Source organism: Sphingobium sp. EP60837 (assembly GCF_001658005.1).
Classification (GTDB): Bacteria; Pseudomonadota; Alphaproteobacteria; order Sphingomonadales; family Sphingomonadaceae; genus Sphingobium; species Sphingobium tyrosinilyticum.
The window spans coordinates 18,404-36,083 of record NZ_CP015989.1 but is presented as its reverse complement, the minus strand read 5'-3'; the positions used below and the strand labels follow the sequence as shown (position 1 = coordinate 36,083).

Here is a 17,680-nt window from a genome sequence, read left to right as displayed (position 1 = left end):
TGCCCGACAAGTTCGGCCAGTTCCGGCGCGCTCGCGCGCGCCGGGGCCTCCCTAGTCGCGCCGCCCGCACCACTCCCATCGATTTTGCTCCCCCCTCCCCATCCCGCGCTTCGCCAGCGGGTCAGAGCCGCAGGCCGCAGGCAGCGGCTTCGCCTAAAGGAGTGAAAAATGACCATCCAGACCATCCAACTGAACAAGCTGGCGCTTTCCGACCTCAACGTGCGGAAGGTGAAGCCCAAGGAAATCGAAGCCCTCGCCGCCGACATTCAGGCGCGGGGCGTGCTGCAAAACCTGATCGGCTATGATGAAGACGGCAAAATCAGGATTTGCGCCGGAGGGCGGCGCTATCGGGCCTTGAAGCTGTTGCAGAAGGCAAAGGCCATCCCCGGCACTTTCGAGGTTCCCGTTGAAATCCGCAGCAAGGACGAGGCGCTGGAAATCTCGCTTGCCGAGAACGCGCAGCGCGAGGACATGCACCCCGCCGATGCCATCGCAGCCTATCGGGCGATCATCGACAGCGGCAAGGACGTTGACGATGTTGCAGCATCGTTCGGCGTCTCCCCGGCCTATGTCCGCCGCGTGTTGAAGCTGGCGGCGCTGCACCCGACCATTCTCAAAGCCTTCCAGAAAGACGAAATCGGCATGGGCGCGGCGCAGGCTTTCGCGCTGACCGACGATCAGGACCGCCAGCTTGAGGTTTTCAAGCGCACCGGCGACAACGCCCACCAAATCCGCGCCATGCTCACCCAGGAGAAGGTTGCCGATACCGACAAGCATTTTCGCATTGTAGGCGAGGAAGCCTATTGCGCCGCAGGCGGCACCTTCACCACCGATCTTTTCGGAGAACGTCGCTATTGCGATGATGCGGGCCTTGTCATGGACCTTGTGCAAGATCGGCTCGACGCCATCGCCAAGGCGGCGCGCGAAGATGGCTGGCGCGATGCAGAAGGGCAGCTCTACCGGCCTGATTCCTACTGGATGCGCGGCCATCTGGAACCCGCTGGCGAGCGCGATCCGACCGAGGAAGAAACCGCGCAGCTGGTCGAGATCGAGGCGGCAATCGCCAAGCGGGAAAGCGAGGTGGACGAGGACGATCACGACTATGACGACGAGTTGCGCGCCCTGACCCGCAAACAGGACGCTATCGTATCGGCTTGCCGCGTTTTCACCGCCGAGCAGAAGGCCGAGCACTCGCTTATCGTCTTCATCGGCCATGACGGTATCGAACAGGTCGCGTTCACCCGCACCGCCAAGGGCACCGCCGCCGATGGCCCCAAGCCTCCTCGCCCCGACTACTCGCAGAAAGTCATGGATCAGCTGGGCGGCATCCGCACGATGGCGGTTCGGGAAGCCCTTGCCAGCGACCCGGAGCTGGCGCTGGACGTGCTCTTAACGGGCCTCTTGGGGCAGGTTCGCGGCAACGCTTATTCGTGGCAACAAGCCGCCGAAATCACCGCCGAGAAGAACCGCTTCCATGTTGACGATGCGGTCATGGGCCATTCCACGATTGCCGACATTGACGAGATCGCAAGGGCCGATCTTGACCGCTTGGCCGAAACACCCACGCTGGACGACATGCGCCAGATGGACAGCGAAGCGAAATTGCGGCTGCTGGCCTACTGCGTTGCCTCGCAGATCACGAGCCTTTCGTTCCACAGCGACCGCGACCGCCAGCTGGCGCAGATCGTCGGAGCCGCGCAGATCAACATGGCCGACAAGTGGGAACCTAATCAGGTATTCTATGACCAGCTTAGCAAGGCCACGCTCTTGAAGCTGCTGGCCGAAGGTTGCGGCAACGACGCTGTAGAGAATTGCCAGACCATGAAGCGCTCTGACCTTGCCGTGACGGTCAACGAGCGCCTTGCGGGGCGGCGCATCCTGCCCCCCGCCCTTCGACCCTCTGCCTTGCCCGATGCCGCCGATAGCGAAAGCCAAGCGGCATGACGGCACGGGGAGCGCGCTTCACTCCCGCGCTCCCCGCAAACTTGGGGGCGGTGGCAGCTGCCACCGCCCGGCCTTTGCGATTAGCGAATGCGCCTGTTGAGGAAGAAAATCCCGATGGGTGCGACGAACAGCACAAAATCATGCAAGCCGCCGCCAAAATGAGCGGCCAGGGCCGCGCGCTTCGTAGTCTGTCAGCTGCCACATAGGATCGAGCGGCCCAGGGCCGCGCTCCGTCAGTGGTGGCAGCTGCCACCGGGGGAACACCAAGGGCACCCGCCCTTTCGTTCCCGAAGCATAATCGACAGGACCGGGTTGCCCGACAAGTTCGGCCAGTTCCGGCGCGCTCGCGCGCGCCGGGGCCTCCCTAGTCGCGCCGCCCGCACCACTCCCATCGATTTTGCTCCCCCCTCCCCATCCCGCGCTTCGCCAGCGGGTCAGAGCCGCAGGCCGCAGGCAGCGGCTTCGCCTAAAGGAGTGAGGAAAATGGCTAAGGAAACGAACCGGATCGACATTTATCAGGCCGTCACCGACGACATTCTTGCGATGCTCGAAGCGGGCACCAAGCCTTGGGTGAAGCCGTGGAGCGGTGGGCCGACCATTCCGCTCCGGCACAATGGGGTCGCCTATCGTGGGATCAACGTCCTCAGCCTTTGGGCCAGCGCCATGCGTCAGGGCTTCGCCTCCCCCTATTGGCTGACCTTCAAACAGGCATTGGAGCTTGGCGGCAATGTCCGGAAGGGCAGCAAGGGGACCACCGTTGTCTATGCTAACAAGCTTGTCGTGAAGGACTCCGAGACGGACGACGAGCGCGCCATTCCGTTTCTGAAACGATACACGGTTTTCAATGCCGATCAGGTCGAGGGACTGGACGGCAAATATCCCGCGCCCGCCCCGATCATTACCAATCCCGAAACCCGCGACGTTGAGCTTGAAGTGATGTTCTCTCGCATCGACGCAACCGTTCGCATCGGCGGATCGCAAGCCTATTACCACACCCGCGACGACTATATCCAAATGCCTGCTTTTGAAGCGTTCCATTCCGCCGACGACTACTATGCCACGCTTGCGCACGAGGCCGTGCATCATGCAGGGCATGAAAGCCGCCTCAACCGGAAAACCCTGATTTCAACGAGCCGCGCCGACTATGCGAGGGACGAGCTCGTAGCCGAGCTGGGCGCATCCTTCATCGGCGCGATTGTCGGTTTCAAGGTCGAGGAACGCGAAGACCATGCCGCGTATATCGAGCACTGGTTGACCGCGCTCCGCAACGACAAGCGCGCGATTTTCGAGGCTGCCCGTGAGGCTCAGAACGCCGCCGACTACCTGTTGGCGATGATGACCGACCAAGCGGATTGAATGACCCGCCCTGCTAAATGCACGAGACGCCGCGCAAGCGCGGCGTCCCATTTCAGGAAAGTGAAATATGGGGGCTACTCAATGTGGTTTATATACAAATCCCGACATGTTAACTATGGGCGGGAGCAGGTCGTTTTTAGGTGCAAAATGGAAAATATCATCGACACCTACAGGAATCGCATCAAGGCGATGGGGTATGAGCCGCGTCGGCAGGAAGAGATTCCTGACGTGATGGCAGCTTATTGCGAAGCAATCGCAAATTGCAAGATTGAAGGACTTGAATTGGTTTCGGATGACCACTCTTTTTGTTTGCTGTTGGTCGAAACCCAAATTCCCGTCGATGTGGCGATTGGTCTGGCGCAGGACTACAACCGTGATGTTCTGTCCCGCCAGAAACTCGCTGCATGACAGGTGAGCGACCCTTACACCTGGCGTAACAGCGACGTTCTTCGGAACAAGCTGGGAATCCGCGACGATAATATCCTCAAGGAGCGAGAAGCTTTCTTCTCGGTTGTCCGACATGGCGAGCTGGTTGTGCAGCGCGCCGCGCCGGCGACGAACGCGCGCGAGTATCGCGAACTGCACAATCATCTGTTTCAGGACGTATATGATTGGGCGGGGCGCTTTCGGACTGTGGACATAAGCAAACCCGGCAGCACTTTTGCCCGAGCGCACTTCATTGCCCGCAGCATGGAGCACGAATTTAAGCAGCTGCCCGACCTCCAAACCCTCAAGTCGATGGATCGTGATCGCTTTGCGGATACCATGGGGCGGCATATTTCCGAATTAAATGCCGTTCATCCGTTCCGTGAGGGCAATGGTCGCACCATGCGGCTGCACTTGCAGCTACATTCCCTTGCGGCCGAGAAATTCGTCTCGATCCAGGCAATGGGGCCGAAGGACTGGATGGAGGCGAGCCGCGACAGCTTCCATACTGGAAATCACGCCTCCCTCGCCAAAGTCATCCGTGATGCCATGCCCCTCGAACAGAACCGCGTCGAGCCAGCGCGTGGGCCAGCGGGCATCGCGTTTCCACCCTCGATGGAATCTCTCATGCCAGTTGGCGAACGACGCGCAATGAGTATCGAGCAGGCCAAGGATCAAATCAGCCGTTACCTACCTACTGCGCAAACCGTTGCGTCGCGGCAGCATGAGCAGCTTAATCGGATCGCGGAAACGTCCGCTGACATGCGCCAGCTGGCCGCGCGTTCAGCGCAGGAGCTTGCCTTTTTCCGCGATCCCAAAGGGCCGATGCACCACCTTCAGCTGATTGAGCAACGCCGCTATCATCAGATCGAAGTCAATTGGTCCGAGGGTATGGACCCGCTGCAAAGAGTCCGCGCCATCAGCGCGGGCGCCGCAGATTTCCTTTCGAAAATGACCGACCGCGACATTCAGGCCGCCGATCGCGCGCTACGTCTGCAAGTCATGCCTCCCGGCGTCAGTCAGGTTGATCTACGCCTTGCCGCGCAATTCGAGAAAAACTCGCCTGAGCAGAACCGCGCCGATGCCAGGTTCGCGCAATTCCAGCTCGCCATTGATAAGCGCGTCGCGACAGCTACCGAGCGCGGCGCATCGAAGGAACAGCTGGCGCAGATCGTCGAAAGCGCAAAGGCCCATGTCGCCGCAACATTGCGCGAAGGCAAATCACCGACGCCGACCGCCGAGAAATCAAAGGACCGCGAGCGCTGAAAATGAGCGGCCAGGGCCGCGCGCTTCGTAGTCTGTCAGCTGCCACATAGGATCGAGCGGCCCAGGGCCGCGCTCCGTCAGTGGTGGCAGCTGCCACCGGGGGAACACCAAGGGCACCCGCCCTTTCGTTCCCGAAGCATAATCGACAGGACCGGGTTGCCCGACAAGTTCGGCCAGTTCCGGCGCGCTCGCGCGCGCCGGGGCCTCCCTAGTCGCGCCGCCCGCACCACTCCCATCGATTTTGCTCCCCCCTCCCCATCCCGCGCTTCGCCAGCGGGTCAGAGCCGCAGGCCGCAGGCAGCGGCTTCGCCTAAAGGAGTGAGGAAAATGGAAGCGACAACTGACCAGATCGCCACCGTTGCGGCGCTGAACGACATTGCGCGGCGAACGATGGGCGTGACTTGTCGCACCGTGATTACGCAAGGCATCGCGGCGCTGGACGAGAATACGCAGTCCGACATTCTCAAGATGATCGAGGGCTTTGAGGATTTCACACCCGACAACGATCCTCACGGCGAGCATGACGCCGGTTTCCTTTATCGCGATGTGATCGGCCAATGGCATACCCGCTGGACTGACGACAGCACGCGCCCAGCCCTCTCGGTCATGTGGAAGTTCGACTATTACGACCGCGATCTTGAATTTGGCAGCGCCGAACCATGGAATCCCGATGCCACAACCCGCGTGCTCACCATTCTCCTAACCAGCGAATATTGAGGGAGGCCACCATGACCAAATCGCCCCCCGTGATCGAGCTTAGCTGGCGTGATGAGAATTACGGTTCCGTCTGCGCTGTCGCCGCCTTCCGCAACTATGCGGGCACACTGGATTGGAGCGACCGCACCCACCAGCGGTTTCGCGGATGCCTGAAACGCGCAGGCTTCGCCTTCCACGATGGCCGGTGCAGCTACATCGCCACCAGCGGCACCCGCGAGGATCGGCAGCGCGCCCTTTGTGACGAGCTGGCCCGCGCAGGCTTCCAGATCGACAGCGGCGACGTGAGGGCAGAGGCATGAACCGCGAACGCCGCAAGCAGATCGCCGCCGCCCGCGTGCTGATCGACAAGGGCAAGGCCCTGTTGGATGAGGCGCGCGACATGCTCGAAACCGTCAAGGATGACGAGCAGGCCGCCCGCGAAAATCTGCCACCCAGTCTTGAGGACAGCGAACGCGCGCAGGCGATGGACGCCGCAGTTTCCGAACTGGAAAGCGCGATTTCAGCCCTTGAAGACTTCGACGCCGACGAGATCGGCACGCAACTCGACACCGCCAGCGAATAGGAAGGATTGACCATGCAACCCATGCGCCACCTAGATCGAGACACGCGCCGCGCCCGCCTTCTGGCGGCGCGCACGCGCCCCGTCGGCGGCATCAACCGGCGCGGCATCTTCACCGGCCATTGGGACGGTGGCGATGTTGTGCGCCAGTTTCGCGGCGATAACGGATCGTGGATCGGCCTTGCCGCCTACAAGGCGAAGGAAGAGCCGGAGCCGCAGCCATGAAAATCAGCAACACGGCGAGCGCCGTTCGCGTCACCCTCTCCCCCACCGAGATCAGCGATTTGCAATTTGTGATCGAGGCGGCCGAGCGCGCGGGGCATTATATGCCCGCGCGCGTCCTCAACATCATGGCGGCGCTGACGCGCAGCGCCGACGATGTTCGGATGAAACAGGCCATGAAGCGGGCGGAAAAAGATCGCGTGACGCGGATCGAGCAGGACCGACGCGCGCGCGAACGCCAATTCATGCTAGGCGACCGATACAGCGTCATGGCGAGCCGCGCCGACTACGCCGATGCGTCTTCTGATCCGGACGCGCGCCAATGGGTTGACCTGGTGTTTCATGAAATCATGCAGAGGCCGCTTCCCGATCAATACGAACTCCGGCGCGACGTGTGGCGTGTCCACGTTGTCCAACTGGACGGCGGCACGCTCGGCGCTGTTGTAGGCGGCGATTGCACTCAAACCGCCGACCCCGCCGAAATTACTTCCGTAGCGGAACAGCTGATCGCCCGCTTCGAGGCCAGAGCTTGACGCGCGTGGAGCGGTGGCAGCTGCCACCGCTCCAGAGAGATCTAGAATCTGGCGATGAGAGGCAGCAGCGCCGCCGCTTGGCTTCCCAGGACCGGCACCCAATAATTCGCGGCGCGGTAATCAGGGCCGTGATCGACCGCCATCACCCCAAAGACATATCCGATCATTGGCAGCGTCCACAGCAGACGCCCGCCCAGGTCCACGCCCATCAGCACCAGCGCAACGCCAAGCACAGCCCAAAGCGGAATCAGTCGTTCCATGATTTCGCGATGACGGATTATTCGCCATGCACTTTCCCGGTCATCGGCGCTAACCTGCGATACGAGGCCCATAGCTTCCCCTTTTCATCAACGGTCGCCGGCGATCATCCAACGGCTTCACGAAAATGTGAAGCGCGTTTCGCGCGCATTCTCGCCAATCCGTTGTATAGCCCCCATCGAGCGAGGGCGAGGGACTGTGACAGCGGCCCTTCGCAAATCCTCTCGCTCAAAGGAGGTGATGTGATTTGACAGCATATGAAGCAGCTCAATTGACGATCGCAGCCGTCGCGCTCGTGATCGCAATTGTGAAGCTGGGGAAGTCCGATAAGGGCTGATCTAGCGGGGCGGGTGGTCTGACAGGGCCGCCCGCCCTAAATGTTTGAACCCGCCGTGTGACAGCACGGCGGGTTCAGGTAGGTGCGTGAAATGAATCAGCACACGAAGCATTGCCTATATAGCCCTTTTCCCTTGCCAATCCAATAACCGACGCGCGCGCGAGGTGTTCCCCGTCTGTTCCCTTTGGCGCATAAGCGCCCAATGGCCGCGAACTACAACCGCCCCAAGCCCATTGATCCTATCTGGTATCGGCAAGGCTGCTATCTGCGCATCTATTGCGCTTGCGGTCGCCGCGTTGTCGCCCCGCTGGGCGACTTCGCCCGCTCGCGCCGCATTTCTTTCGATACCCGCATTTACGAGCTGATCGCGCGGCTTCGGTGCAGCCAGTGCCGCCGCAAGCCTTATGCGGACGTGTCGCGCAACCGCTCGGGCAATTAAAATGACGGAGGATCCGATTGCTCGGATGCTTCCGGCGCTATCCGTTGGGCATGTCGCCGGCGACATGCCGCAGCGTCCTCTAGGTCACCGCTATGCTATGACCTGGCGGGCGCTTTTCCCTAGATTGAGGCGGCAATGCCGCCGCGTCCGCTGTTCGACTTTGGGGCCTGTTCCTGCCCCCTGCCGCAAGGGCTGGACCGTCTCGGCCGCTGTGCGGCCTCGCTTGGCGATCAGGCGGGTTTCCCCGCCCTTCCTTCGCTACGCTCCGTGCAGGACGGGTGATCCCCCTCCCCCCTGATCGGCCCTGATTTGCGGCATTCCCCGGCCCTGCTCGCCGCTGGGCAGAAGTCGATGACCCGTCATCGCCTTCGGCTCCATTCTAGGCAGGGAAAACAGCACATGACCGACATTCCGTTGGCAACGATTCTTCGGATCAACGCCGCCCGCACCATTCCGCTCGCTCGCTATGAGGAAGAGGGCAATTTTGACCGCTTCGGCTACATCAAAGACCTTGCCGAAAATCATGGCGCTGACCTTCCCGCCGTCATCGAGATTGCCGACCTACTAGGACCGGATGAAGATTTTGACGGCCTTGTGACCACCATCGAGGACGCCGCCGAGGGCTTCGGCTTTGGTGCTCTTATCCTCGGGGGGGCGTGAGCATGGGCCAGGAGCTTATGACGCCCGCGCAGATTGCGGATATTTGCGACGGCCGAGACAAGGCCATAGCCCTTTGGCTCGGCCTCTATGACACCTACCATGCAACCCGCGACGAGGCGGCGCGCCTGACCCTTGGCGGCCCACTATCGCTGTCATGTGGCCGCGACTGGACCGAGGACACGTTGACTCGCGCTTTCAGCTGCCACCGCCTGTCCTGGCGCAGATTGAGGCGGCAAGCCGCCGCGCTGATTTGTCGCGTTTGGGGCCTGTTCCTGCCCCCTGCCGCAAGGGCTAGACCGTCTCCGCCGCTGCGCGGCTCCGCTTGGCGATCAGGCGGGTTTCCCCGCCCTTCCTTCGCTGCGCTCCGTGCAGGGCGGGTGATCCCCCTCCCCCCTGATCGGCCCCGTTTGCGGCATTCCCCGGCCCAGCGTCGCCCGCTTTCGGCAGAAGTCGATGACCCGTCATCGCCTTCGGCTCAATTAGGAAGGGAAAGCCCATGAAAATCCGTATCTACCGCCAGACCGAGCAGGACTTTGACCGAATCGAGATCGAGGGCGCGACCTTTGAAACCATCGTCAGCCGGGCAGCGGTCGAGGGGCTTCAATGCAGCGGTTACAACAGCAATCCGAGCCAGCGGCTTGAGTTGCAGGGCGCACCGAAATTCAAGGGCGTTTGCGGTCCTATGTGGGATGGCGATGCGATCCGCTACGAGTGCAGCGCCACCTATGCGGAGTTGAGCGCATGAGCGCCGCCGCCGCGATACGCACCGCGCAGGCCGACCAGCTGGGCGACCAGATCATTGCCGCAGGCTTCGCGCCAAACGGCTTTGTGCTGGATATTAACGAGGCGCTTGATGTGCCCCGTGACTTTCCCCTTTCCGCGCCGTGGAATCTGCCGTCGCGCCTGTTTCAGTTCCCCATAGAGGTTATCCGTGCAGAGCAGGACGAGCCGCGCAAGATCGGCCTTCGCCATCCTTTGCTTGCCGCCCATCCTTTCGTGCAGCACGTCGAGCGCGCGCTAGGGATCGAGATCGCCCGCGATGGCGTGACGAACCGCCACGGCTACAGCAACCGCGTTCATTCGCTCTGGCATCATGCGGTGGACCTTATCAGCGCCGGGAAATGGCGCGAATTGCTCGAAACGCAGGAGTTCACCGAGCCGCGCAATATCTTCAATGCCGTTGTCTATGGCCTTCGCTATTCGGACCACGCCGACAGGAAGGCGAGCGGTCACATCAGCACCGTCGAGGCCCGCCAGATCATGGGGGAAATGGGAGCTACCGAGCCGACCGAACGCGCCGCGTTGCTTCGCAGCTTTTCCGCGCCGTCGCCCTGCCAGCAGGAACGCGGGGCCGAGCATTGGCCGATCAATCTTCACGGACCTTGCGCCGAGGATAAGGCATGGTCCTTCATCATCGGGATCGAGGATGGTTGGTTTTCCTATGATCGTTCCGGGCATCTGCAATGGTCCCCCATGGGCCGCGACCGTTACGCGGCAGGCGATAGCGCCAGCTTCACCGAGGCGAGCGGCCAGACCGCTTTCGCCTTTTGAGGGGATCGAGCATGGCCCGCCATTGCATCCGCGAACCTCGCTACGTTCCCCCGGTGCAGCGCATCGGGGAGCAACCCGACTTGTTCGGTGGACCGACCCTTAGCCACGTTGCCGAGCGCCAAGGACCGCCGAAAGGATGGCAGCGCCAATTGCAGAAATGGGGCCGCTGCACCGTCATTGCCGATCTTGAGGCAGCGCCGCCGTCTGTCATCGACCCTCCCCCGTCCCCGTCTCCGGTTTTCCTTGTCGCTTGCGTTGCTGCGAAGCTGGACCGCCCCGCCCCGGCGCGCGATCTTTACGCATCGCCATGGTTCCAGAAGGCCCGTGCCTATGTCGAACGACAGGGCGGCGCATGGTTCATCCTGTCAGCAAAGCATGGCCTGATCGCCCCGGAAACCGTCATCGCGCGCTATGACGAAACGCTAGGCGCGATGAAGGCAGGCGCGCGCCGCCTTTGGGGCGCGCGCGTGATCGAAGCAATGGCCGAGCAGATCGACGCCGCCGCGCCGCTGATCGTTCTCGCAGGCCGCAACTATCGCGATCCCCTTTGGCCGCAGATCGAACGGCGCGCATCGGTTCCGATGGAGGGGCTTGGAATCGGTCAGCAGCTCGCTTGGTTAAGCGACAACTGAAAGCGAGAATTGTCGCGGTCCATGCGCAACTTCGCGCGATGCGCTTCGAGGGGGCATCTGTTTGTCGCGCCGCCCTTTCAATCTATCCAACGCCATTTGGCGTTGTGAGTTTGAGGATTATAGGCCCATCAACGGCCCAAGCCCCCCGGTAGGGCCGCCCACTCTCGGCAAGCGCAAATGGCGTAGTTTGCGCTTGCCGGGAGACCAGTTGCCCTCTCTATATGGCAAGGTGACTGCCCCCACACCGACAGCGCCCTTGTGGACCCAAGATCAGGCCATTGCCTATGAGGCAGCCCTTGAGGCCATCAACGATGTTATCGCCGGTTACAGCGAGCAGATCGCGCTTGAGCATGGTCGCGTTGTGCCGAACACGGCGCGGATCGCTTGGCTCGAAATGCGGACGGATCAGGCATCGGCCACCGGCCATGCGCTCAATGTGATGGATGATGAGAATGTCCGACAAACGCTGCTGGAATACAGCGCGATCGTTCGGGCGCGAGACGGCGCAGGGTGAAGGTCCGCCCGATGGGCGGGCGTTAGTTCGTTAAATCCCCCCGTCAGTGTCTTCCTAGCATGAGGGCTGCACCAGGCCGCATCAAGGATCGGCGGTTCCCCCAATTTGCTGCGCAAATCGGCTCCCCCACCGCCCGCTAGCGCGGCCGCTTCGCGGTCCCTGACCCGACCCGGCGCTGCCCTCCCCTTGGCCTCGCCAATTCCGGCAACAAGGAGGTTGTTATGTCTCATCGTCTGTTCGCTCAGCTGGCTTTCGAGCGTGCGCTTGGAAATGCTGCGATCGAGGCGCTGGCGACCGCGTTGAACGATAAGGATCATTTCGACGCGGAAAGCATGTGGCCGAAAGACCCGATGTTTATCGGCAAGACGAGTGCTGACATCGAGGCGGTTGCGGCCGAGCTGGGCCAGATCATCGAGGACCGTATCAAGGACGTGCTCGACGGCCCCGGCATCCGCAACATCGAGCGCGGCGAATGCGTCTATCCGCAAGTCGTCGCGGTCGTGCTGGCGGCCAAGGCGAAGCGCGGCCAATCCGGCTGACGCCGGAGGGGCGGGCTTAGCCCGCCCCTTTTCGCCCGCTGGGCGAAACCGATGATCTCGGTGCCATGCAGAGCGCGGGACGGGGCATCGAACCCCGCCCCGCGCAATCTCTTCTCTCTGTGTGTCGTGGCATTTTGGCATGGGTGCGCGCCAGCTTTCAAGGATCGGCGGTTCCCCCAATTTGCTGCGCAAATCGGCTCCCCCACCGCCCGCTACCGCGGCCGCTTCGCGGTCCCTGACAGCCGGCGCCGGTGCCCATGCCGGGTGTCTCCCGTCACCAACGAGAAGGAGAACCGGATGCACATCAAATTGTTTAGAGCACTGAAAGCGGCTAATCTGTCCGACGACGCCGCAGCGGAAGTTGTAGAGGCTATTGAGGAGTATATCGCCGTGAAGGTTCAGGAGGCGAACAAGGGAATCGAAAGCAAGCTGACGGCACAAACTTGGGTCATCGGCAGCGTCGGTTTCGTCCTCGCAGTCATCGGCCTCGCGCCCGCTTTCATCAAACTGTTCCAGTAAGACAAAGGGAGGCTTCGGCCTCCCTTTTTTTGCCGAACCGACTGATTGTCAGGAGACGCAAATTGACCGACTTCGCACAAGCACGGCTCGATATGTTCGAGAGCGGTTTATTCGGCCAGGGCAATGCTTTCTGGCGCTGGATCGCCACGGACGAGGCGCGGCCCTATCTGGCCGCTTTCGCCGCCGATCGCGCGCCACCCAGCGGAAGCGAGTTTTTCGCGGCCGATCTTACCGCCGAGGATCTACTTGATTCCGATCACCTGGCCGAGCTTGCCCAGAAGATCGAAGCGGCTCACGGCTAGCGCCGTGCGCGCCGGGGCTATTTGCGAGCAGATGTGCGCTGTTGCTCCGCCACGTCGCGGATCATAGCTGCCCAGCATCCCAAGATCATGCCCTCTTCATTATCGACTTCGCTTGTGGCGACCGCATAGATACCCAGCAAGTTTGCAACCTCGCTCGCCTCGACAATGCCTTGACGCGCAAGCAGCGTGGCAAACATCGAGAGTGCTCCCCCCATTGCCCGCACCAGCGGCGCATCTTGTAGCAGTCGGTCAAATTCGCGGGGCGGGTTACTGGACATAGATTGTTCCGATCAAATAAAGCGACTGCCTTTCAGGACTTGTCGCGGGAAGTGCTATCCGCTGCCAATAATTCGACAGCCGATAATCCGAAAGCATCGGCAAGGCTCTCCAAGGTAGCAAGCGTTGGATTACCATGTCCGCGCACCATGTATGAAATATGTGACGCCGCAACGCCCGAGCGTTCGGACAACTCCCCTTGAGTTATGCCTAGTTTCTTTAGTTCGCGAGCGATGTTGGCCCCGAGCTGGGCCATCAACGGCGATGTTCGTTTCAGGTATATGGTTGGCATCGTGTTCGCGTCCTTCTGGCTAGGCGCAGAATGTCGGCACGGGCAGCATGGCGCAATAGGGTTGCTCTAGAAGCTATTTGCGCCATGGCTTTCGCGCCTAGCGCAGATGGTATAGGTTATGCGCCCATGACCCCCCCCTCCCCCAAGATCGCGCGCGTCTATCTGCGCGTCAGCACCGACGCGCAGGACTTGCGCCGACAGGATTCGATCGTCACCGACGCAAAGGCCGCAGGATACTATGTTGCGGCTGTCTATCGGGAGAAGGCATCGGGCGCGCGCGCTGATCGTCCCGAGCTGCTACGCATGATTGCCGATCTTCAACCCGGTGAAGTTGTCATTGCAGAAAAGATTGATCGGATCAGCCGCTTACCGCTGCCCGAAGCCGAGCAGCTGGTTGAGACAATTCGCGCGCGTGGCGCGCGCATAGCTGTTCCCGGCGTCGTGGACCTATCCGACCTCGCGGCCGATGCCGAAGGCATCGCCCGCATCGTTCTTGAATCTGTTCAGGACATGCTGTTGAAGATCGCGTTGCAGATGGCGCACGATGACTATGCCGATCGCCGCGAACGTCAGCGTCAGGGGATAGCCTTGGCGAAGGTGGAGGGGCGCAGCGGAGGCCGCAAAGGCGACTATGCGAAGCACGCTCGCATCGTCGCATTGCGCGAGGCGGGAAAGAGCATCGCCCAAACCGCAGAGCTTGCCGAATGCGACCGTAGCACCGTCAAGAGGGCGTGGGCCGCGCATCGAGCCTCCCAGGGGCCAAAGCAGGAATCCAGCCCCGCGAAAAAGCACCATGAGCGGAAACGCTGATCGCTCAAACTATCATGATCGCAGCCGGTGGCAGCTGCCACCGGCCACCCTTTTGCCGTGCAAGCGAAATGCCAACGCTCAAACGATCAACGGCCCTACAGCTGTAGTTTCCATATTCAACATTGCAGATCGAGGGCAGCGACGAGGGGAGGACCAAGGCCGGTGGCAGCTGCCACCACCGTCAGCACGAATTGCTGCATCTACTTGGCACGCTTCCTTTGGGCGTTACTGTCTGCCGGATACGAACTGCGCATCGCCACTAATGCGGGCAAGCAGAAAACCGGCCTTTGGCCTTGGGTTTCCACAAGTGGACCCTCCCATTTTCAGCTTGCCCGCGTGGCTCAGCTTCGCCGCAAAAAATCCGTCAGCAACGCTTATCCAAAGGAGACTACCATGCAGAACATCGCTGAATTTCGGATCATCGGTCGCGTTGGCAACGTCGAACGGACCGATAAGGTCACTCACGTTTCCGTCGCTGCGAACTACAATCGCAAGGATGGCGACGAGTGGAAGACCGACACGCTTTGGAACCGCGTCACGTTCTTCCGCCAGCTGGCGGAACGCGCTGGCGAGCTGGGCAAGGGCGACTTGGTGCATATCACCGGACGGGTGCGCCAGAGCAGTTACGAGAGCAACGGCGAAACCCGCTACTCGGTTGACCTGATCGCAGAGGGAATGGGTATTTTGGCGCGGGGCGGGGCCGAATAGCCCCAACTCCTCGCCAAACGACGGGCGGCCGCAGGGCCGCCCTTTTTTGTGGACACAAGTCCCCGCTAACCCTAATATGATTAGGGTTTAATTTTGCGAGGCGTTTTGTGGCTGCCAAATTGTTCAATCGTGTTGCGAGCTTGCGGGCCGCAGCTGGACTTACGCAAGCCGAGCTTGCGGCACAGATTCTTGTCTCGCCTGAGACAATCGCGGCCATTGAGAACGGTCGACAGGATGCAACCCTGCTAACGGCGTTGCGAATGTCGCGCGCGTTGCAAACCCAAGTGCCGAACATCTTTAGGGAGCAGCCTTTCCCTAAGTTGATCGGCTCCGATCGAGGCGAGAGCCGAACAGCTTAGGAGGCCGCTATGCGCCGACAGATTGCCAACTGTTGAGTTGCACTGAGAAGTGACCCGGGAGGGTTATAAGTTTTCACTGAGAATTGACCCATGTTTTCCTCGCCCCTGGCTGACAGTCAGGAGGCATCGGAGTGATCGACATGGACCTACTCAGTGTGATCCGCCGCTGGCATTTTCGGCAAGGCATCCCCATTCGCGAGATCCGGCGGCGGACTGGATTATCGCGCAACACGATCCGCAAATATCTGCGCGATGACGCGGTGGAGCCGACGTTCAAGGTTCCCAAACGGCCGAGCAAGCTTGATCAGTTTGCAGAAAAACTGACGACGTGGCTGCGGGTGGAATCTGGCAAGTCGCGCAAACAGAAGCGAACAGCCAAGCAGCTACATGCAGATCTGGTTAAGCTGGGCTACGAGGGATCATACAGCCGTGTTGCCGCCTTCGCCCGCTCGTGGAAGACCGAACGCCAATATGAAAAGCAAACCAGTGGGCGCGGCACATTCGTACCGCTGATCTTCCAGCCCGGTGAGGCCTTTCAGTTCGATTGGAGTGAAGATTACGCCCTTCTGAATGGCCGGCCTACCAAGCTGCAGGTGGCCCATACCAAGCTCTCCCACAGTCGGGCGTTCATCACGCGAGCCTATCTGCTGCAAACGCACGAGATGTTGTTCGACGCACTGACGCAGGCCTTCCGGGTGCTGGGCGGCGTGCCTCAGCGTGGAATATTCGACAATATGAAGACGGCTGTAGACCGGATCGGCCAGGGCAAAGTCCGACAGGTCAATGCGCGGTTCGCTGCCATGGCCAGCCACTACCTGTTCGAAACGGATTTTTGCAATCCGGCCTCAGGCTGGGAGAAAGGTCAGGTCGAGAAAAACGTTCAGGATGCGCGTCGACGGTTATGGCAGCCAATGCCCAACTTCCCAGATCTTGATGCCCTCAATGCCTGGTTGGAAGAGCGGTGCATCGCACAATGGGGAGAAATCCAGCATGGCGTCCTCCCCGGCACAGTTGCCGATGTGCACGCCGTTGAGATTATCAGCCTGATGCCGATGGGGCGGGCCTTCGATGGCTTTGTCGAACATACCAAGCGCGTGTCGCCGACCTGCCTGATCGCGTTCGAGCGCAATCGCTATAGCGTTCCTGCATCCTTTGCGAACCGGCCAGTGAGCCTGCGGGTCTATCCTGATCGGTTGGTCATCGCGGCCGAGGGGCAAATCTTGTGCGAGCACAACCGGATTATCGACCGTTCTCACCAGAAGCCGGGGCAGACGATCTATGACTGGCGGCACTATCTGGCAGTTGTTCAGCGCAAGCCTGGCGCTTTGCGCAATGGGGCGCCATTCCTCGAAATGCCCGAAGCCTTCCGGCAACTGCAGGGGCATCTGCTCAAGCGGCTCGGTGGTGACAGGGAGATGGTCGAAATCCTCGCCCTTGTTCTACAGCATAACGAACAGGCTGTGCTCAGCGCCGTCGAACTGGCCCTCGAAGCTGGGGTGCCGACCAAAACCCACATCCTCAATGTTCTGCACCGCCTGATCGATGGCAAGGCTCCACCGGCATCCCCAATCGATGCCCCGCAGGCCCTGCGCCTCGCCCAGGAGCCTGTTGCCGATGTCGAACGCTACGACACGCTGAGGGCGTTACGCCATGCGTCATGATCCGGCCAGCGCCGCTGTGGTTGTCATGCTACGTGGCCTCAAAATGTATGGCATGGCGCAAGCCGCTGGTGATCTGATCGAGCAGGGCGCGCCAGCCTTTGATGCTGCCGTTCCGATCCTCTCACAGCTTCTCAAGGCGGAGATGTCCGAGCGGGAGGTCAGGTCCATTGCTTACCAGATCAAGGCAGCCCGGTTCCCGGCCTACAAGGATCTGGCAGGCTTCGACTTTGCCGTCAGTGAGGTCAACGAGGCGCTCGTGCGTCAACTTCACCGTGGTGACTTTATGGATAGCGCCGACAACGTCGTACTGATCGGCGGACCAGGCACCGGCAAAAGCCACATCGCGACGGCTTTGGGCGTCCAGGCGGTTGAGCATCACCGCAAAAAGATCCGCTTCTTCTCCACCGTCGATCTGGTCAATGCGTTGGAGCAGGAAAAGGCCGCAAACAGAGCGGGCCAGTTGGCCGAGCGTCTGTTGCGCCTCGACCTCGTCATCCTTGATGAGCTGGGATATCTACCCTTCAGCCCTTCAGGCGGGGCCATGCTGTTCCATCTGCTCAGCAAACTCTATGAGCGGACCAGCGTTGTTATCACCACCAACCTGAGCTTCAGCGAGTGGTCCAGTATCTTTGGCGATGCCAAAATGACCACCGCCCTGCTGGATCGCCTCACGCATCATTGCCATATCCTTGAAACCGGCAATGACAGCTTCCGCTTCAGAGCCAGTTCCGCCGCCCCAAAATCCAGAAAGGACAAATCACCCGCTTGACCCTGCTCGTCGCAGGCAGTACATCATCCAC

The 17,680-nt window shown here is 61.0% G+C and carries 27 protein-coding genes; 24 read left to right on the top strand and 3 right to left on the bottom strand.

The genetic code is table 11. The features are described 5' to 3' along the window. The first annotated feature begins 168 nt into the window (after positions 1-168). The 9 genes from EP837_RS19530 (at position 169) to EP837_RS19490 (ending at position 7,023) form a co-directional block, all read left to right on the top strand. Positions 169-1,944, top strand: coding sequence for a ParB/RepB/Spo0J family partition protein (locus EP837_RS19530; RefSeq protein ID WP_021319980.1), 1,776 nt, complete (start codon positions 169-171; stop codon positions 1,942-1,944). 483 nt (positions 1,945-2,427) lie between these two features. Further along, positions 2,428-3,300: an ArdC family protein gene (locus tag EP837_RS19525; RefSeq protein ID WP_004213405.1), complete on the top strand. Its 873-nt coding sequence runs from the start codon at positions 2,428-2,430 to the stop codon at positions 3,298-3,300. A 147-nt stretch (positions 3,301-3,447) separates the two neighbouring features. Then, positions 3,448-3,708, top strand: a complete 261-nt coding sequence (locus tag EP837_RS19520) for a hypothetical protein (RefSeq protein WP_006968047.1) — start codon at positions 3,448-3,450, stop codon at positions 3,706-3,708. A 3-nt stretch (positions 3,709-3,711) separates the two neighbouring features. Continuing rightward, positions 3,712-4,992 (top strand): Fic/DOC family protein, encoded by a 1,281-nt coding sequence (locus EP837_RS19515; protein WP_006968049.1) that lies wholly within the window; start codon positions 3,712-3,714, stop codon positions 4,990-4,992. Positions 4,993-5,319: 327 nt separating this feature from the next. Further along, entirely contained in the window at positions 5,320-5,709 is a 390-nt protein-coding gene (locus EP837_RS19510) for a DUF3768 domain-containing protein (protein ID WP_013054018.1), read from the top strand. A gap of 11 nt (positions 5,710-5,720) precedes the next feature. Continuing rightward, positions 5,721-6,008: a hypothetical protein gene (locus tag EP837_RS19505; RefSeq protein WP_006953883.1), complete on the top strand. Its 288-nt coding sequence runs from the start codon at positions 5,721-5,723 to the stop codon at positions 6,006-6,008. Beyond that, on the top strand, positions 6,005-6,271 hold the full coding sequence (locus EP837_RS19500; RefSeq protein ID WP_004213311.1) for a hypothetical protein: 267 nt from the start codon (positions 6,005-6,007) through the stop codon (positions 6,269-6,271). Before EP837_RS19505 ends, EP837_RS19500 begins: the two co-directional genes overlap by 4 nt. A gap of 12 nt (positions 6,272-6,283) precedes the next feature. Next, entirely contained in the window at positions 6,284-6,493 is a 210-nt protein-coding gene (locus EP837_RS19495; protein WP_004213310.1) for a hypothetical protein, read from the top strand. Further along, positions 6,490-7,023 (top strand): hypothetical protein, encoded by a 534-nt coding sequence (locus EP837_RS19490; RefSeq protein WP_007016089.1) that lies wholly within the window; start codon positions 6,490-6,492, stop codon positions 7,021-7,023. Before EP837_RS19495 ends, EP837_RS19490 begins: the two co-directional genes overlap by 4 nt. Positions 7,024-7,064: 41 nt before the next feature. Here EP837_RS19490 and EP837_RS19485 read toward each other — a convergent pair whose 3' ends face one another. Further along, positions 7,065-7,283 (bottom strand): hypothetical protein, encoded by a 219-nt coding sequence (locus EP837_RS19485; protein WP_225870705.1) that lies wholly within the window; start codon positions 7,281-7,283, stop codon positions 7,065-7,067. A 537-nt stretch (positions 7,284-7,820) separates the two neighbouring features. Between EP837_RS19485 and EP837_RS19480 the strand changes: the two genes are divergently transcribed. The 10 genes from EP837_RS19480 to EP837_RS19435 all read left to right on the top strand — a co-directional run bounded on the left by EP837_RS19480 (position 7,821) and on the right by EP837_RS19435 (position 12,774). Further along, entirely contained in the window at positions 7,821-8,057 is a 237-nt protein-coding gene (locus tag EP837_RS19480) for a hypothetical protein (protein WP_006953891.1), read from the top strand. A 135-nt stretch (positions 8,058-8,192) separates the two neighbouring features. After that, entirely contained in the window at positions 8,193-8,339 is a 147-nt protein-coding gene (locus EP837_RS21465; RefSeq protein WP_006953893.1) for a hypothetical protein, read from the top strand. 117 nt (positions 8,340-8,456) lie between these two features. Then, positions 8,457-8,717, top strand: a complete 261-nt coding sequence (locus EP837_RS19475; RefSeq protein WP_006953895.1) for a hypothetical protein — start codon at positions 8,457-8,459, stop codon at positions 8,715-8,717. A gap of 496 nt (positions 8,718-9,213) precedes the next feature. Then, positions 9,214-9,462 (top strand): hypothetical protein, encoded by a 249-nt coding sequence (locus EP837_RS19465; protein WP_006953897.1) that lies wholly within the window; start codon positions 9,214-9,216, stop codon positions 9,460-9,462. Then, positions 9,459-10,268, top strand: a complete 810-nt coding sequence (locus EP837_RS19460) for a hypothetical protein (RefSeq protein WP_006953899.1) — start codon at positions 9,459-9,461, stop codon at positions 10,266-10,268. Before EP837_RS19465 ends, EP837_RS19460 begins: the two co-directional genes overlap by 4 nt. An 11-nt stretch (positions 10,269-10,279) precedes the next feature. Beyond that, positions 10,280-10,900: a DUF6884 domain-containing protein gene (locus tag EP837_RS19455; protein ID WP_007016086.1), complete on the top strand. Its 621-nt coding sequence runs from the start codon at positions 10,280-10,282 to the stop codon at positions 10,898-10,900. Between the two features lie 256 nt (positions 10,901-11,156). Beyond that, on the top strand, positions 11,157-11,414 hold the full coding sequence (locus EP837_RS19450) for a hypothetical protein (RefSeq protein ID WP_006953903.1): 258 nt from the start codon (positions 11,157-11,159) through the stop codon (positions 11,412-11,414). A 221-nt stretch (positions 11,415-11,635) separates the two neighbouring features. Continuing rightward, positions 11,636-11,953 (top strand): hypothetical protein, encoded by a 318-nt coding sequence (locus EP837_RS19445; RefSeq protein WP_006953908.1) that lies wholly within the window; start codon positions 11,636-11,638, stop codon positions 11,951-11,953. A gap of 297 nt (positions 11,954-12,250) precedes the next feature. Beyond that, on the top strand, positions 12,251-12,472 hold the full coding sequence (locus EP837_RS19440; RefSeq protein WP_004213291.1) for a hypothetical protein: 222 nt from the start codon (positions 12,251-12,253) through the stop codon (positions 12,470-12,472). Positions 12,473-12,534: 62 nt separating this feature from the next. Then, positions 12,535-12,774, top strand: coding sequence for a hypothetical protein (locus EP837_RS19435; RefSeq protein WP_006953912.1), 240 nt, complete (start codon positions 12,535-12,537; stop codon positions 12,772-12,774). Between the two features lie 17 nt (positions 12,775-12,791). On the opposite strand, the gene EP837_RS19430 is transcribed toward EP837_RS19435, so the two are convergent. After that, complete coding sequence (locus tag EP837_RS19430) at positions 12,792-13,052, bottom strand: hypothetical protein (RefSeq protein ID WP_225870704.1); 261 nt, start codon at positions 13,050-13,052, stop codon at positions 12,792-12,794. Between the two features lie 32 nt (positions 13,053-13,084). Then, entirely contained in the window at positions 13,085-13,342 is a 258-nt protein-coding gene (locus tag EP837_RS20800; protein ID WP_081215339.1) for a helix-turn-helix domain-containing protein, read from the bottom strand. 126 nt (positions 13,343-13,468) lie between these two features. Between EP837_RS20800 and EP837_RS19425 the strand changes: the two genes are divergently transcribed. The 5 genes from EP837_RS19425 (at position 13,469) to istB (ending at position 17,649) form a co-directional block, all read left to right on the top strand. Further along, positions 13,469-14,152 (top strand): recombinase family protein, encoded by a 684-nt coding sequence (locus tag EP837_RS19425; RefSeq protein ID WP_066532672.1) that lies wholly within the window; start codon positions 13,469-13,471, stop codon positions 14,150-14,152. A 393-nt stretch (positions 14,153-14,545) separates the two neighbouring features. Next, entirely contained in the window at positions 14,546-14,860 is a 315-nt protein-coding gene (locus EP837_RS19420) for a single-stranded DNA-binding protein (protein ID WP_066532670.1), read from the top strand. A gap of 107 nt (positions 14,861-14,967) precedes the next feature. Further along, the gene (locus EP837_RS19415; protein ID WP_066532463.1) at positions 14,968-15,219 is read left to right on the top strand and encodes a helix-turn-helix transcriptional regulator; all 252 of its coding nucleotides are present in this window, start codon (positions 14,968-14,970) and stop codon (positions 15,217-15,219) included. A gap of 140 nt (positions 15,220-15,359) precedes the next feature. Further along, positions 15,360-16,880 (top strand): IS21-like element ISRsp3 family transposase, encoded by a 1,521-nt coding sequence (gene istA, locus EP837_RS19410; RefSeq protein WP_032490240.1) that lies wholly within the window; start codon positions 15,360-15,362, stop codon positions 16,878-16,880. Then, entirely contained in the window at positions 16,870-17,649 is a 780-nt protein-coding gene (gene istB / locus EP837_RS19405; protein WP_006955904.1) for an IS21-like element ISRsp3 family helper ATPase IstB, read from the top strand. The genes istA and istB overlap by 11 nt, the downstream gene beginning before the upstream one ends. The last annotated feature ends 31 nt before the right edge of the window (positions 17,650-17,680 follow it).

Excerpts from the sequence above, each read along its gene's own strand:
- EP837_RS19455 (WP_007016086.1), top strand. The coding sequence starts at position 10,280 with ATGGCCCGCCATTGCATCCGCGAACCTCGCTACGTTCCCCCGGTGCAG.
- EP837_RS19440 (WP_004213291.1), top strand. The coding sequence starts at position 12,251 with ATGCACATCAAATTGTTTAGAGCACTGAAAGCGGCTAATCTGTCCGAC.
- EP837_RS20800 (WP_081215339.1), bottom strand. The coding sequence starts at position 13,342 with ATGCCAACCATATACCTGAAACGAACATCGCCGTTGATGGCCCAGCTC.
- EP837_RS19485 (WP_225870705.1), bottom strand. The coding sequence starts at position 7,283 with ATGGAACGACTGATTCCGCTTTGGGCTGTGCTTGGCGTTGCGCTGGTG.
- EP837_RS19490 (WP_007016089.1), top strand. The coding sequence starts at position 6,490 with ATGAAAATCAGCAACACGGCGAGCGCCGTTCGCGTCACCCTCTCCCCC.
- EP837_RS19480 (WP_006953891.1), top strand. The coding sequence starts at position 7,821 with ATGGCCGCGAACTACAACCGCCCCAAGCCCATTGATCCTATCTGGTAT.
- EP837_RS19520 (WP_006968047.1), top strand. The coding sequence starts at position 3,448 with ATGGAAAATATCATCGACACCTACAGGAATCGCATCAAGGCGATGGGG.
- EP837_RS21465 (WP_006953893.1), top strand. The coding sequence starts at position 8,193 with ATGCCGCCGCGTCCGCTGTTCGACTTTGGGGCCTGTTCCTGCCCCCTG.
- EP837_RS19525 (WP_004213405.1), top strand. The coding sequence starts at position 2,428 with ATGGCTAAGGAAACGAACCGGATCGACATTTATCAGGCCGTCACCGAC.
- EP837_RS19495 (WP_004213310.1), top strand. The coding sequence starts at position 6,284 with ATGCAACCCATGCGCCACCTAGATCGAGACACGCGCCGCGCCCGCCTT.
- EP837_RS19530 (WP_021319980.1), top strand. The coding sequence starts at position 169 with ATGACCATCCAGACCATCCAACTGAACAAGCTGGCGCTTTCCGACCTC.
- EP837_RS19475 (WP_006953895.1), top strand. The coding sequence starts at position 8,457 with ATGACCGACATTCCGTTGGCAACGATTCTTCGGATCAACGCCGCCCGC.
- istA (WP_032490240.1), top strand. The coding sequence starts at position 15,360 with ATGGACCTACTCAGTGTGATCCGCCGCTGGCATTTTCGGCAAGGCATC.
- EP837_RS19510 (WP_013054018.1), top strand. The coding sequence starts at position 5,320 with ATGGAAGCGACAACTGACCAGATCGCCACCGTTGCGGCGCTGAACGAC.
- EP837_RS19430 (WP_225870704.1), bottom strand. The coding sequence starts at position 13,052 with ATGTCCAGTAACCCGCCCCGCGAATTTGACCGACTGCTACAAGATGCG.
- EP837_RS19465 (WP_006953897.1), top strand. The coding sequence starts at position 9,214 with ATGAAAATCCGTATCTACCGCCAGACCGAGCAGGACTTTGACCGAATC.
- EP837_RS19500 (WP_004213311.1), top strand. The coding sequence starts at position 6,005 with ATGAACCGCGAACGCCGCAAGCAGATCGCCGCCGCCCGCGTGCTGATC.
- EP837_RS19460 (WP_006953899.1), top strand. The coding sequence starts at position 9,459 with ATGAGCGCCGCCGCCGCGATACGCACCGCGCAGGCCGACCAGCTGGGC.
- EP837_RS19425 (WP_066532672.1), top strand. The coding sequence starts at position 13,469 with ATGACCCCCCCCTCCCCCAAGATCGCGCGCGTCTATCTGCGCGTCAGC.
- istB (WP_006955904.1), top strand. The coding sequence starts at position 16,870 with ATGCGTCATGATCCGGCCAGCGCCGCTGTGGTTGTCATGCTACGTGGC.
- EP837_RS19505 (WP_006953883.1), top strand. The coding sequence starts at position 5,721 with ATGACCAAATCGCCCCCCGTGATCGAGCTTAGCTGGCGTGATGAGAAT.
- EP837_RS19445 (WP_006953908.1), top strand. The coding sequence starts at position 11,636 with ATGTCTCATCGTCTGTTCGCTCAGCTGGCTTTCGAGCGTGCGCTTGGA.
- EP837_RS19420 (WP_066532670.1), top strand. The coding sequence starts at position 14,546 with ATGCAGAACATCGCTGAATTTCGGATCATCGGTCGCGTTGGCAACGTC.